This window comes from Citrobacter sp. KH_055_1, from assembly GCF_057838705.1.
Window position 1 is genome coordinate 1,765,664 of record NZ_CM174473.1, and the last position, 13,960, is coordinate 1,779,623.

At 52.5% G+C, this 13,960-nt stretch carries 10 protein-coding genes; 5 read left to right on the forward strand and 5 right to left on the reverse strand.

Going from position 1 to position 13,960, the window contains the following annotated elements:
• The first annotated feature begins 244 nt into the window (after positions 1–244).
• Complete coding sequence (locus AC3ITF_RS08190; RefSeq protein WP_096756559.1) at positions 245–1,903, forward strand: ATP-dependent endonuclease; 1,659 nt, start codon at positions 245–247, stop codon at positions 1,901–1,903.
• Here the strand turns inward: AC3ITF_RS08190 and AC3ITF_RS08195 are convergent.
• Positions 1,900–2,847 (reverse strand): VirK/YbjX family protein, encoded by a 948-nt coding sequence (locus AC3ITF_RS08195; RefSeq protein ID WP_135911768.1) that lies wholly within the window; start codon positions 2,845–2,847, stop codon positions 1,900–1,902. The genes AC3ITF_RS08190 and AC3ITF_RS08195 overlap by 4 nt on opposite strands.
• Positions 2,848–3,016: 169 nt before the next feature.
• Here AC3ITF_RS08195 and macA point away from each other — a divergent pair, with 169 nt between their 5' ends.
• Both macA and macB read left to right on the forward strand, forming a co-directional pair.
• The gene (macA, locus tag AC3ITF_RS08200) at positions 3,017–4,132 is read left to right on the forward strand and encodes a macrolide transporter subunit MacA (protein ID WP_115258079.1); all 1,116 of its coding nucleotides are present in this window, start codon (positions 3,017–3,019) and stop codon (positions 4,130–4,132) included.
• Complete coding sequence (gene macB, locus AC3ITF_RS08205) at positions 4,129–6,075, forward strand: macrolide ABC transporter ATP-binding protein/permease MacB (RefSeq protein ID WP_414210529.1); 1,947 nt, start codon at positions 4,129–4,131, stop codon at positions 6,073–6,075. The genes macA and macB overlap by 4 nt, the downstream gene beginning before the upstream one ends.
• A gap of 84 nt (positions 6,076–6,159) precedes the next feature.
• On the opposite strand, the gene cspD is transcribed toward macB, so the two are convergent.
• Positions 6,160–6,384, reverse strand: a complete 225-nt coding sequence (gene cspD / locus AC3ITF_RS08210) for a cold shock-like protein CspD (RefSeq protein WP_096756563.1) — start codon at positions 6,382–6,384, stop codon at positions 6,160–6,162.
• 322 nt (positions 6,385–6,706) lie between these two features.
• On the opposite strand from cspD, the gene clpS reads away from it, so the two are divergent.
• Both clpS and clpA read left to right on the forward strand, forming a co-directional pair.
• A complete protein-coding gene (gene clpS, locus AC3ITF_RS08215) occupies positions 6,707–7,027 on the forward strand; it encodes an ATP-dependent Clp protease adapter ClpS (protein WP_003036810.1) in 321 nt (106 codons plus the stop codon).
• 29 nt (positions 7,028–7,056) lie between these two features.
• Positions 7,057–9,333: an ATP-dependent Clp protease ATP-binding subunit ClpA gene (gene clpA, locus AC3ITF_RS08220; protein ID WP_096756564.1), complete on the forward strand. Its 2,277-nt coding sequence runs from the start codon at positions 7,057–7,059 to the stop codon at positions 9,331–9,333.
• Positions 9,334–9,579: 246 nt separating this feature from the next.
• On the opposite strand, the gene trhP is transcribed toward clpA, so the two are convergent.
• The 3 genes from trhP to AC3ITF_RS08235 all read right to left on the reverse strand — a co-directional run bounded on the left by trhP (position 9,580) and on the right by AC3ITF_RS08235 (position 13,883).
• Positions 9,580–10,941, reverse strand: a complete 1,362-nt coding sequence (gene trhP / locus AC3ITF_RS08225; RefSeq protein WP_115258081.1) for a prephenate-dependent tRNA uridine(34) hydroxylase TrhP — start codon at positions 10,939–10,941, stop codon at positions 9,580–9,582.
• 120 nt (positions 10,942–11,061) lie between these two features.
• Positions 11,062–11,775, reverse strand: coding sequence for a tetratricopeptide repeat protein (locus AC3ITF_RS08230; RefSeq protein ID WP_181819479.1), 714 nt, complete (start codon positions 11,773–11,775; stop codon positions 11,062–11,064).
• Positions 11,775–13,883 (reverse strand): DUF4034 domain-containing protein, encoded by a 2,109-nt coding sequence (locus AC3ITF_RS08235; RefSeq protein ID WP_181540662.1) that lies wholly within the window; start codon positions 13,881–13,883, stop codon positions 11,775–11,777. The genes AC3ITF_RS08230 and AC3ITF_RS08235 overlap by 1 nt, the downstream gene beginning before the upstream one ends.
• Between the last annotated feature and the right edge of the window lie 77 nt (positions 13,884–13,960).

Genomic DNA, 13,960 nt, shown 5'->3' on the forward strand with positions numbered 1-13,960 from the left:
AAAAATTTGATTTAAGGCAATATGATGTGAATCCTTTTTGGTGTTGAGGTGAATACAGCATAGTTCAATTAGCGAAAAGCAAATGGTTGTCCCCTGTAATAATATCTGGCGTGAATTTAAAGAAGAATATTCTTATTTTTTATTGTTCTGATTTCTGTCTGTGCGATCTCAGGTGTTCTGCACGCCAGCTTGACGCTATACTCCTGATAACTTGAAGGAAAAAGTTAGCATTTCCGGAGGCTATATGATTCTCGAACGCGTTGAGATTGTTGGGTTTCGTGGTATTAATCGGCTGTCGTTGATGCTGGAGCAGAACAACGTGCTGATTGGGGAGAACGCGTGGGGTAAGTCCAGCCTGCTGGATGCACTGACCTTGCTGCTGTCACCGGAATCGGATTTGTATCATTTTGACCGTGAAGACTTCTGGTTTCCGCCGGGCGATATTCAGGGCCGGGAACATCATCTACATATTATTCTTACTTTTCGTGAATCGCAGCCGGGCCGTCATCGGGTGCGCCGCTATCGTCCGCTGGAAGCCTGCTGGTCTCCCTGTCACGATGACTATCACCGTATTTTCTATCGTCTGGAGGGCGAGTGTGCGGATGACGGTAGCGTCCTGACGCTGCGCAGTTTCCTTGATGGCGAAGGGCGTCCGCTCGCGCTCGACAATATTAACGACCTGGCTTGCCACCTCGTGCGTCTGATGCCGGTGTTGCGACTGCGCGATGCGCGCTTTATGCGGCGTATCCGCAACGGCACGGTGCCGAATATTGCGGAAGTCGAAGTGACCGCCCGCCAGCTGGATTTCCTGGCGCGTGAACTGGCAACCCGGCCACAAAATCTGACGGACGGCCAGATCCGCCAGGGGCTATCGGCGATGGTACAACTGCTGGAACACTACTTTTCTGAGCAAGGCGCGGGCCAGTCTCGCTATCGTCTGATGCGTCGGCGTTCCAATAATGAGCAGCGTAGCTGGCGTTATCTGGATATTATCAACCGGATGATTGACAAGCCTGGCGGACGTACGCATCGCGTGATCCTGCTGGGGCTGTTTTCAACGTTGCTCCAGGCCAAAGGTACGCTCAGGCTGGACAAAGACGCCCGTCCTTTGCTGTTGGTCGAAGATCCGGAAACGCGTTTGCACCCCATCATGTTGTCAGTGGCCTGGCAGTTGCTGAATCTGTTACCTCTGCAGCGTGTGGCGACCACCAACTCCGGTGAATTGCTGTCGCTTACCCCCGTTGAACATGTGGTGCGCCTGGTGCGTGAATCTTCCCGTGTCGCCGCCTGGCGTTTGGGACCAGGCGGTCTGAGCGCGGAAGACGGGCGGCGGATTGCCTTTCATATTCGCTTTAATCGCGCATCGTCATTATTTGCCCGCTGCTGGCTGCTGGTGGAAGGTGAAACGGAAACCTGGGTGATCAACGAACTGGCTCGTCAGTGCGGTCATCACTTTGATGCCGAAGGGATTAAAGTGATTGAATTTGCCCAGTCCGGGCTTAAGCCGCTGGTGAAATTTGCCCGGCGGATGGGAATAGAGTGGCACGTGTTGGTTGATGGCGATGAAGCCGGGAAAAAATATGCCGCCACCGTACGCAGTCTGTTGAGTAACGACCGTGAAGAAGAACGCGATCACCTGACAATGCTGCCCGCGCTGGATATGGAGCACTTTATGTATCGCCAGGGCTTCTCAGATGTCTTTCACCGGGTGGCACAAATCCCGGAGAATGTGCCGATGAATATGCGTAAAATTATCTCCAAGGCGATTCATCGTTCGTCAAAACCGGATCTGGCGATTGAAGTGGCGATGGAAGCAGGGCGGCGCGGTGTTGATGCCGTTCCCACCCTGCTGCGAAAAATGTTTTCGCGCGTGCTGTGGCTGGCACGCGGACGTGCTGATTAGTGGCGGAACATCAGCGACAGCTGTTCGTGGATAGTGTCCAGTAATTGATAGCGGCGGCGATATTCCGCCCGCTTCTTACTGGCAATCTCCGCCTCGCTTTTTCGTGCCAGCGTGCGCGGAATATGGTAATACCCGCGGCTGTCGCATTCACCGCCAACCGACGCCCAAAACGCATTATAGTCGGAGAGAATAACCTTATTTTTATCATGGTAACGTGGGCTGCGAAAGATATGCTGTTCATTGCTGACAGCCATCACGTTTTCTATATTCAACCGTTCGGCTAAACGACAAATCGCTTCCATCACAATCCGTTTTGGGAAAATTCCGTGACAGGACTTCGTTGCTTTTTGTGTTGTCTCGTGAGGCAATTGTGAATTGCCCTGCATGCCACCAATAAAAAGCGTACTTTTTCCGTGATATTCGCAGAACGTAAAGGTTATTTTAGTCAGAACATCTCCAGCGCCATTTTGTACCAGAATGGTACTTTCTCCCTCTTTGTCCAGTACCGGGAACATCATCATGGTGACGGTAAATATTTCGTCGTCTTTGCCTTTAATTTGTGCCAGTTGTAAGCCGTTATTACTTAACAATGCTTTAAATTCAGCAGGTAAAAATGTCTGGCGGATAACATGATAATGAAAACGCACGGCATCTAAGCGCATTTTACGATCGAAGTTAGCGGCAAGGTAAGGGCGATGCAAACGAACTGGGAGTCGGGGCTGGCGGGTGAGCAGGCTATCAAGATCCGGCCACTGAGCCAGTTCAGTCATCCATTCTCGGGTGAGGTGGGGTATTAGTAAAGAACGCCAGATAAACTTACGGCGAAAACTCCGTTTATCCCAGCATTGCCCGGGACGTAATTGACCACGGCTTAGGCTGTAAAAAAGGTTAAAGCTGGTGACAGGATTGCTGGAATGAAAAGTGCTTTCAGTTAGCTGACTCATAATATAAATCCGATGGAAGCCTGAGACGTATTTGTAGTAATTTCAGCACAGCGGATCTTAACCATTCATCAATAACTCTGTTATTCTTGGCGCTTTTCAACGGCTATTTATTTATCGTTGACGTTTAACACTCCACTCTGGTGGACGTTTTGGGGGAATTGGGACATTTATGAAGCTCAAGGGAAAAATCAAAAAACGCTATTTTATCTTCGCCGTCATCATTATTGTGGCGGTAATTGCACTTTGGCGAACGCTTAATGCGCCATTGCCGCAATATCAAACATTAATTGTGCGACCCGGCGATCTTCAGCAAAGCGTATTGGCAACCGGGAAGCTGGATGCGCTGCGCAAAGTTGACGTCGGGGCGCAGGTGAGCGGGCAGTTAAAAACGCTGTCCGTGGCGATTGGCGATAAAGTTAAAAAAGATCAGCTGCTTGGCGTTATTGATCCTGAGCAGGCGCAAAACCAGATCAAAGAAGTCGAAGCCACGCTGATGGAATTACGTGCCCAACGTATGCAGGCCGAGGCCGAGTGGAAACTGGCGCGGGTGACGCTTTCTCGCCAGCAACAGCTTGCGAAAACGCAGGCGGTTTCGCAGCAGGATCTCGATACAGCAGCCACGCAGATGGCGGTCAAACAGGCGCAAATTGGCACCATTGATGCACAAATTAAGCGTAATCAGGCTTCTCTTGATACGGCAAAAACGAACCTCGACTACACCCGTATTGTGGCGCCAATGGCTGGCGAAGTGACGCAAATTACCACCCTGCAGGGGCAAACCGTGATCGCCGCCCAGCAGGCACCTAACATTCTTACGCTGGCTGACATGAGCACCATGCTGGTTAAAGCCCAGGTTTCCGAGGCAGATGTCATTCACCTGCATCCAGGGCAAAAAGCCTGGTTTACCGTGCTGGGCGATCCGCAGACGCGCTACGAAGGTACGCTCAAAGATGTGCTGCCGACGCCTGAGAAAGTGAACGATGCGATTTTCTACTATGCCCGTTTCGAAGTACCCAACCCGAAAGGGATCCTGCGCCTGGATATGACCGCGCAGGTACATATCCAACTGACGGACGTCAAAAACGTCCTGACCATCCCGCTGGCGGCGCTGGGCGAGCCTGTTGGCGACAACCGCTATAACGTCAGGCTGCTGCGCAACGGCGAAACCCGCGAGCGCGAAGTTTCTATCGGCGCCCGTAACGATACCGATGTGGAAATCGTCAAAGGGCTGGAAGAGGGTGATGAAGTCATCATCAGCGAGGCGAAACCCGGAGCGGCACAATGACGGCGTTGCTTGAGCTGAGCCATATCCGCCGCAGCTACCCGTCAGGCGAAGGGCAGGTAGAGGTGCTAAAGGACGTCTCTTTGAGCATCCAGGCGGGTGAAATGGTGGCGATTGTCGGGGCGTCTGGTTCGGGGAAGTCGACGCTGATGAATATCCTCGGCTGTCTGGATAAGCCTTCCAGCGGCACGTATCGGGTTGCGGGGCGTGACGTCTCCACGCTCGATAGTGATGCGTTAGCGCAACTGCGGCGCGAGCATTTCGGTTTTATTTTTCAGCGCTATCATTTGCTCTCGCATTTAACGGCGGCGCAAAACGTGGAGGTGCCAGCGGTCTATGCCGGAACCGAACGCAAGCAGCGTCTGACGCGGGCACACGCGTTACTGCAGCGCCTGGGGTTGGGCGATCGTGTGGATTATCAACCTTCCCAGCTTTCCGGTGGCCAGCAGCAGCGCGTCAGTATTGCGCGTGCGCTGATGAACGGCGGACAGGTCATTCTCGCAGATGAACCTACCGGTGCGCTGGACAGCCATTCCGGCGAAGAGGTGATGGCCATTCTGCATCAGCTGCGCGATCGCGGGCATACGGTGATTATTGTCACCCACGACCCGCAGGTTGCGGCGCAGGCTGAACGGGTGATTGAAATTCGTGACGGTGAAATTGTGCGCAATCCACCGTCGCACAAAACAGCCAGCGGACACGGCATAACCGAACCTACGGTAACGACGGCATCCGGCTGGAGTCAGTTTGTCAGTGGTTTTCGCGAGGCGCTGACCATGGCCTGGCTGGCCATGGCTGCCAACAAGATGCGTACGTTGCTCACTATGCTGGGCATCATTATTGGTATCGCGTCGGTCGTGTCGATTGTGGTGGTCGGCGATGCAGCAAAACAGCTGGTACTGGCCGATATTCGCGCTATCGGCACCAACACAATTGATATCTATCCCGGCAAAGATTTTGGTGACGATGACCCGCAATATCAGCAAGCGCTGAAGTATGACGATCTGACGGCGATTCAGAAGCAACCGTGGGTCAGCTCCGTGACGCCTGCCGTGTCGAAGAACCTACGGCTGCGTTATGGCAACATCGACGTGGCAGCCAGCGCTAATGGCGTGAGCGGCGATTACTTCAATGTCTATGGTATGACGTTCAGCGAGGGAAACACCTTTAACACCGAGCAGTTAAATGGTCGGGCGCAGGTGGTGGTGCTGGACAGTAACACCCGACGTCAGTTGTTCCCGAATAAAGCGAAGGTGGTGGGTGAGGTCGTGCTGGTCGGCAATATGCCGGCCACCGTGATTGGTGTGGCGGAAGAGAAGCAGTCGATGTTTGGCAGCAGCAAAATTCTGCGGGTCTGGCTGCCTTACAGCACCATGTCCGGGCGCATTATGGGGCAATCGTGGCTGAACTCTATTACCGTTCGCGTGAAGGAAGGTTTTGACAGCACTCAGGCGGAGCAACAGCTTACCCGACTGCTGTCGTTGCGGCATGGTAAAAAAGATTTCTTCACCTGGAATATGGATGGCGTTCTGAAAACCGCTGAAAAAACCACGCGCACCTTACAGTTGTTCCTGACGCTGGTGGCGGTCATTTCGCTGGTGGTGGGCGGGATCGGTGTGATGAATATTATGCTGGTTTCCGTCACCGAACGAACGCGCGAGATTGGCATTCGTATGGCGGTTGGCGCGCGCGCCAGTGATGTACTGCAGCAGTTTTTGATTGAAGCGGTGCTGGTGTGTCTCGTTGGTGGGGCGCTCGGTATCAGTTTATCGATGCTGATTGCTTTCACGCTACAGCTTTTCCTGCCCGGTTGGGAAATCGGATTCTCACCTTTCGCCCTGTTGACGGCTTTCTTGTGTTCAACGGCGACCGGGATTTTGTTCGGCTGGCTCCCGGCGCGCAACGCGGCAAGGCTGGACCCGGTGGATGCCCTGGCGCGGGAATAACGTGTTGTATTGAAAAAGAAATAAAAATGCCAGCTCTGGGGGCTGGCATTTTGTCTGCAGGATGTACACAATGAGACAGAAGAGCTATGCGACAGCTTCTGCTTCAAGCACGGGCACAATAAGACTGGCGTGATTGCCTTTTGGACCCTGGTGGACATCAAACTGGACAGATTGTCCGGCTTTTAGCGTTCTGTAACCATCCATCTGAATGGTGGAGTAATGAGCGAAGATATCTTCGCCGCCGCCTTCAGGGCAGATGAAACCGAACCCTTTGGCATTGTTGAACCACTTAACAGTACCCGTTTCCATACTTCGACATCCTTCGTAAATCTTATATAAGTAAGATGGAATGAACCGGTGGCGGAGTGGGGGCTGTTCAAAACCTCGCCAACTCTCGAGACTACAATTTAGAGAAATCAGGCGGGGCGTCAAGCGCCAGACGGGCGGAATCGGGTAAAAATGCATCAAAATTTGAAGCAGTTAACGCTATTGTCGGATATGTGACAGATGTCGCGGATGACACTGATAGATGATAGTTATCTAATAATTGAGGTAGATTGATTGTGCGCATAGGCTCTTGTCAGCGGCAAGTTATTCTGCCGGTAACCGTAACTGAAGATGACGACTGACAATGGGTAAGACGAACGACTGGCTGGATTTCGATCTGCTGGCGGAAGATAAATTGCGCGACGCGCTAAAACCGCCATCTATGTATAAAGTGATATTAGTCAATGATGATTACACTCCGATGGAGTTTGTTATTGACGTGTTACAAAAATTCTTTTCTTATGATGTAGAACGTGCAACGCAACTGATGCTTGCTGTTCACTATCAAGGTAAGGCTATTTGCGGCGTATTTACCGCCGAAGTGGCTGAGACCAAAGTGGCGATGGTGAACAAATATGCGAGGGAGAACGAGCATCCGTTGCTATGTACGCTGGAAAAAGCCTGAATCAGGCATAAACATTGGGGGAGGTGCCTATGCTCAATCAAGAACTGGAACTCAGTTTAAACATGGCTTTCGCCAGAGCGCGCGAGCACCGACATGAGTTTATGACCGTCGAGCACTTGTTACTGGCGTTGCTCAGTAACCCATCGGCCCGCGAAGCGCTGGAAGCGTGTTCTGTGGACCTGGTGGCGCTCCGTCAGGAACTCGAAGCCTTCATTGAACAAACCACTCCCGTATTGCCTGAGAGCGAAGAAGAGCGCGACACGCAGCCGACGTTGAGTTTTCAGCGTGTGCTGCAACGCGCGGTCTTCCATGTTCAGTCCTCGGGGCGTAATGAAGTGACGGGCGCCAATGTACTGGTTGCCATCTTCAGCGAGCAGGAATCCCAGGCGGCCTATCTGCTGCGCAAGCATGAAGTTAGCCGACTGGACGTGGTGAATTTTATTTCTCATGGCACGCGCAAAGACGAACCGAGTCAGTCTGCTGACTCCGGTAATCAGCCAAATAACGAAGAGCAAGCTGGCGGGGAGGATCGTATGGAGAACTTCACCACTAACCTTAACCAGCTCGCTCGCGTGGGTGGGATTGACCCGCTCATTGGCCGCGAAAAAGAGCTGGAGCGGGCTATTCAGGTACTGTGCCGTCGTCGTAAAAACAACCCGCTGCTGGTCGGTGAGTCTGGCGTCGGTAAAACCGCGATTGCCGAAGGTCTGGCCTGGCGTATTGTCCAGGGCGATGTGCCGGAAGTGATGGCCGACTGCACGCTTTACTCTCTGGATATTGGTTCGCTGCTGGCGGGCACCAAATACCGCGGGGATTTCGAAAAACGCTTTAAAGCGCTGCTGAAACAGCTGGAACAGGATACCAACAGCATTCTGTTTATCGATGAGATCCACACCATTATCGGTGCGGGTGCGGCATCGGGCGGCCAGGTGGATGCGGCAAACCTGATCAAACCGCTGCTCTCCAGCGGTAAGATCCGCGTGATTGGCTCAACCACTTACCAGGAGTTCAGTAACATTTTCGAGAAAGACCGTGCGTTAGCGCGTCGCTTCCAGAAAATTGATATTACGGAACCGTCGGTGGAAGAAACCGTGCAGATCATCAACGGGCTGAAACCGAAATACGAAGCGCACCATGACGTTCGCTACACCGCCAAAGCGGTACGTGCAGCGGTGGAACTGGCGGTGAAATACATCAACGATCGTCACCTGCCGGATAAAGCGATTGACGTGATCGATGAAGCGGGCGCGCGTGCGCGTCTGATGCCGATCAGTAAGCGTAAGAAAACCGTCAACGTGGCGGATATCGAGTCCGTGGTAGCCCGCATAGCGCGGATCCCGGAGAAGAGCGTGTCGCAAAGCGATCGCGATACGCTGAAGAATCTGGGTAACCGTCTGAAAATGCTGGTATTCGGACAGGATAAAGCCATTGAGGCGCTGACCGAAGCCATCAAGATGAGCCGTGCTGGTCTGGGCCACGAGCACAAACCTGTGGGTTCGTTCCTGTTTGCCGGTCCGACCGGTGTCGGGAAAACCGAAGTGACGGTGCAGTTGTCTAAAGCGCTGGGCATTGAACTGCTGCGTTTTGATATGTCTGAGTATATGGAACGCCACACCGTCAGCCGTCTGATTGGTGCGCCTCCGGGATATGTCGGCTATGACCAGGGTGGTTTGCTGACCGATGCGGTCATTAAGCATCCGCACGCGGTGCTGCTGCTGGATGAAATTGAGAAAGCGCACCCGGATGTCTTCAACCTGCTGCTGCAGGTGATGGACAACGGTACGCTGACCGACAATAACGGGCGCAAAGCGGATTTCCGCAACGTGGTGCTGGTGATGACCACCAACGCCGGGGTGCGTGAAACCGAACGTAAATCGATTGGCCTTATTCATCAGGACAACAGTACTGATGCGATGGGGGAAATCAAAAAAGTATTTACGCCGGAATTCCGTAACCGTCTCGACAACATTATCTGGTTCGATCACCTCTCTACCGAGGTAATCCATCAGGTGGTCGATAAATTTATTGTTGAGCTTCAGGTGCAGTTGGATCAGAAAGGCGTCTCTCTGGAAGTGAGTCAGGAAGCGCGTGACTGGCTGGCAGAGAAAGGCTATGACCGTGCAATGGGCGCACGTCCGATGACGCGTGTAGTCCAGGATAACCTGAAGAAACCACTGGCCAACGAACTGTTGTTCGGTTCGCTGGTTGACGGCGGACAGGTGACCGTAGCGCTGGATAAAGAGAAAAATGAGCTGACCTATGGCTTCCAGAGTGCACAAAAGCACAAGCCAGAAGCCGCACATTAATCTTCTATCGCTTCACAGACCGGGCGTAATGCCCGGTTTTTTTTCGCCTGGTTTTCGGAAAGGTAGATTACAGCCAAAAAATAAGCCTGCGTAAGGGAGATTACGCAGGCTAAGGAGGTGGTTCCTGGTACAGCTAGCATTTATGGGTTATGTTTTTCAGCGAAACGGATAATACCCTTATTGAACGAAGCGGTATGTGATCGATTTCTAAGAATCTTCCGAACGCTGAAAAATAACCGTAACTAACTACTTATCATGCGGGTTGCGTGTGGACTCACCGGCAAAATTACGCATTAACAATGCATAATTCAGATCGATATCTTCCGGGACCGGCATCCAGACGGTGTAACCGTCGCCCGGCGCCACAGGCATCGCTTCACCTTTGGCATTTTCCATCTGCTCGAGCGTGAAATTGACGTTGCCCTGTGGGGTCATCAGCTCCAGGCTATCGCCGACGGTGAATTTATTTTTCACGATAACCGCAGCCAGTTCACCTTTACGCTCACCGGTGAATTCACCGACAAACTGCTGGCGTTCGGAAACGGAGAAACCGTACTCGTAGTTCTGATAGTCGTCATGCGTATGGCGACGCAGGAAACCTTCTGTATAACCGCGATGCGCCAGGCCTTCCAGCGTTTCCAGCAGCTGCGGATCGAACGGTTTACCGGCGGCGGCATCGTCAATTGCTTTACGATACACCTGCGCGGTACGTGCGCAGTAGTAATAAGACTTGGTGCGACCTTCGATTTTCAGCGAGTGCACACCCATTTGGGTCAGGCGCTCAACGTGGGCAATGGCGCGTAAATCTTTGGAGTTCATGATGTAGGTGCCGTGTTCGTCTTCGAACGCGGTCATGTACTCGCCCGGACGCTGGGCTTCTTCGAGCATAAACACTTTATCCGTTGGCGCGCCAATACCCAGCGTCGGCTCAACGTTTTGTACCGGGATAGGCTCGTACTTGTGCACGATGTTACCCACCACATCTTCTTTGCCTTCCTGCACGTTGTATTCCCAGCGACAGGCATTGGTGCAGGTTCCCTGGTTTGGGTCACGCTTGTTGATGTAACCGGAGAGCAGGCAGCGGCCGGAGTAGGCCATGCACAGTGCGCCGTGAACGAAGATTTCAAGCTCCATATCCGGCACCTGGGTGCGGATCTCTTCAATTTCTTCCAGTGACAGTTCACGGGACAGGATCACGCGGGTCAGCCCCATCTGTTTCCAGAATTTTACCGTCGCCCAGTTTACGGCGTTCGCCTGTACTGACAGGTGAATATCCATGTCCGGGAAGTTTTCACGCACCAACATAATCAGACCTGGATCGGACATGATTAATGCATCCGGCCCCATTTCCACCACCGGCTTCAGGTCACGAATGAAGGTTTTCAACTTGGCGTTGTGTGGCGCAATATTGACCACTACATAGAATTTTTTACCCAGTTCATGGGCTTCATTGATGCCGAGCTGTAAGTTTTCGTGGTTGAATTCGTTGTTGCGTACGCGCAGGGAGTAACGTGGTTGGCCCGCGTAGACGGCATCTGCGCCATAGGCAAAAGCGTAACGCATGTTCTTCAGCGTTCCCGCCGGGGAAAGGAGTTCCGGTTTAAACATAATTTTCTCGTTCTGATGACAGGTCAGACTCGCCTCACTCGGTGAGGCGGTTAGGGGAGTGCCCCCATATTAAGGGCGGGCATTGTAGCGCTGCGCGAGGAGACAGTAAACCTTGCGGGTTCAATCAACCCGCAGATAGTGCCCGTCGGCGCGCACGTACATACCGAAGCCGCAGTTTTGCGGATCGTCGGTACTGGCGTCGATGCCTTCAGGTGTGACCGTCAGCGAGATATCGCAGTGGATGTAGTCACTCTCTCTGAGTGCAATCACGCCTTTATTGTTATTCAGCGTGATCAGTTCTGAGAATTCGCCGATGTTTGGTCCGTAATAGAGGGCCATCATGCCGAAATAATACCCTTGGAAATCAACCTGAAAGTCTGATTTTTTCTCTGTAGGTTTAACAATCAGCGTTTCCCAGGTTGCCAGACCGGCATAGTTCCAGTATTCCCCGGCAGGGGAGTCGCTTTTTGGCAATGCGGCTAACTTTTCTTTGATAAGTCCCAGATTGTAGATTGATTTGGCATCGTTGGGATTAATGGTCAGCCAGGCTTGCGCTTTGCGCCATTCACCCTGACGCATCCAGGTTAGCGCCACGTTGTTATAGGCTGTCGCCACGGTTTTATCATCAAGCTGACAACCTTCGCTCCAGGTCACCTGTTTTTCAAAGGCTTCACGCGCTTTGGCATAGTTCCTGGCTTTATAGAACTGCTCACCCTGGCTGGCGTAGGTAGGGACTTTCGCGCAGTCGGCTTGCAACTGCTGCTCGGTGATTTCTGCTCTGGCAGGCGTGCAAAGCAGCAACAGAGGGAAGAAGGTGAGTAATATTAAGCGCATTATCTGTTCCATATATCTTTATTCGGCAGTTCTGAATCAGCAATTTTCGAGGTATGCCAGGCAAAGCGACAGCGTTTCGCGAGGGTATCGAAATGTAGCGGAGATAATTCAGTAAATAACGCGTGATCCGGGAAAAGTGTAATAAAGAAATAGGCCCAGCGCGCACTGGCTTTCATGTTGAACAGTTTCTTGTCGTGTTTATTACCATACAGCCACGACAGCGTCACCATGGCTTCCGCCGTACCGTTGTAGCCTTCTTCCTCCAGGATGTTCAGATAGGAATGCGCCAGGGTAAAATCATTTACCTCGCGAAGTTTCAGCAGGAAGACGCTCCAGGCTTGTTTCGAACCGAACCGATCGGCCTGATGTAAATTATCAAGCAGGTTTTTTTCGTAAACGGAACGCATGCCGGCATGGGTTTCTTGCTGGGCTAAACGTTCGTAACAATCGGCGATTTTGCTGTGAATATCCTGCAGATCATGTTGATACGCGTGGTATCCGGCGTTAACGACCAGTCGATAGGGGGTCTTCTCTTGCAGCGCGACCTGTTGGTGCAAAATCTCCGCTGCACGCTGAAAATAATTTAGCGCGGTAACGGGATCATAAGGAAGCAGGCTATTGTTGTCTGGGTTATTGTATTCGAGGGCCTGCAAGTAGTAGGCGCAGGGCAGGTTTCTCTGAGCACCCAGCTCTGCCAGTAAGGCAAAATGCTGCGGGAGATCGAGCCAGTCAATATCTTTGATGGCTGACTGCCAGTTATTGTTATATTCCAGTGCAGCTACGCTATCGAGTACGGCAATGCCCTGTGCTTCATCTTTTTCAAACCCGAATAATCCCGCGTACTGGAAATAGCCGCTGTAGATTCTGGCGGCGTAAAACTCGGTTTGCCTGGCGTTCTGGTGCAAGAAATTATAAATCCACCAGGTGTCCGGGAAGTCGCGTAGCGCAAACTTTAGCGCGTACACGGTGTAGTAATGACTCAGCTTGAGGTTTTCCGCGACCGCACGTTGAATGGTATACCACAGGGCGTCGAGATCGCTCAGATCGTTATAGCAGGTTAACAGCCACTCCAGCGCATGATGACGAGAACTTTGGCTATGCGCCCGCTGGGCAATATCTTCGGCTTTGGCGATAAACGTTTCCCGTTCCGGTGGGTACTCGAGTTCCTTAATACGCAAATCGCGACAGGTGTCCCACCAGATTAATAATTCCAGATGCTCGCGCTCGGCGGCACAAAGATGGCCGCAGGTTGGTGAGGCCAGAAATTCACGAATGCCCTCGTGTGACCCACCCCAGCGTGGCATCTGAAATGGAATGTATTCATCCAGCGCGTAAAATGCGCGCGGAAAAATAGCCAGACACACAGAGAGCCAGTATTCAGCCTCGGCATCGCCCTTGCAATCCGGCAGTACCGCTGGACGCGGTAGATTTGGGCACGCTGCATCTTCCAGAGAAAGCCCGGAAAAGGCCATCAGCGTTTCCATTTCCTGCGGCGAATCCTGATGATATTTGGCTAACACCTGCATCAGCGGTTGCCCGGTGAAATCGGTACCCTCAAGAAATTCAACTAACCAGTCGGGTTGACCGAAGACTTTTGTGTTGGTGCTGGTTAATAAGGCAACCATCCACTGGCGTGGCTCGCAATCGATAGCATTCAATGCGGCAATGACCATTCGCTCGTTGCAGGCCCCGGCGCAAACCCACATTGCGGCAGACGTCTCCTCTGCCCAACCATAGCTACGGTAAAGCCACGCGCGGTGGTTCCAGTACTGGGCTTCGGCAAGCCAGGCGTGAGTCGAGCGCGGGCGGGCGTGCTGCCAGGCTTTGATGAGAGCTAATCCTTGCGGACCTGCATCGACGAGAGCATCCATATCATAAAAACGGTTGCACATTTGGGTCCAGGCGAGGAAGTAGCGCTTTTCAGCTTCACGGCTGGTGAAGCTGTCCGTCAGCGCCTGGTTGAAGCGGGCGTCGAGCTCATCGTAGCGCGCTTCGCGCAGCAGTGCGGGAATATTGGCGATATGCCAGATGCGTTGCTCGTCAGTATGCGGCAGTTTGCTATTGCACATCTCACGCATTGCGTTGAGTATGCGTTCATCCTGAACCATGGACAGTCCTTTTGGCTACGATGTAGGTGTAAATTCCCTACACTGTAGCCTATAACTGCGAAGCGTGAGATTTTTTT

Coding starts and splice junctions, on each gene's coding strand:
- AC3ITF_RS08190 (WP_096756559.1), top strand. CDS start 245: ATGATTCTCGAACGCGTTGAGATTGTTGGGTTTCGTGGTATTAATCGG.
- AC3ITF_RS08195 (WP_135911768.1), bottom strand. CDS start 2,847: ATGAGTCAGCTAACTGAAAGCACTTTTCATTCCAGCAATCCTGTCACC.
- macA (WP_115258079.1), top strand. CDS start 3,017: ATGAAGCTCAAGGGAAAAATCAAAAAACGCTATTTTATCTTCGCCGTC.
- macB (WP_414210529.1), top strand. CDS start 4,129: ATGACGGCGTTGCTTGAGCTGAGCCATATCCGCCGCAGCTACCCGTCA.
- cspD (WP_096756563.1), bottom strand. CDS start 6,384: ATGGAAACGGGTACTGTTAAGTGGTTCAACAATGCCAAAGGGTTCGGT.
- clpS (WP_003036810.1), top strand. CDS start 6,707: ATGGGTAAGACGAACGACTGGCTGGATTTCGATCTGCTGGCGGAAGAT.
- clpA (WP_096756564.1), top strand. CDS start 7,057: ATGCTCAATCAAGAACTGGAACTCAGTTTAAACATGGCTTTCGCCAGA.
- trhP (WP_115258081.1), bottom strand. CDS start 10,941: ATGTTTAAACCGGAACTCCTTTCCCCGGCGGGAACGCTGAAGAACATG.
- AC3ITF_RS08230 (WP_181819479.1), bottom strand. CDS start 11,775: ATGCGCTTAATATTACTCACCTTCTTCCCTCTGTTGCTGCTTTGCACG.
- AC3ITF_RS08235 (WP_181540662.1), bottom strand. CDS start 13,883: ATGGTTCAGGATGAACGCATACTCAACGCAATGCGTGAGATGTGCAAT.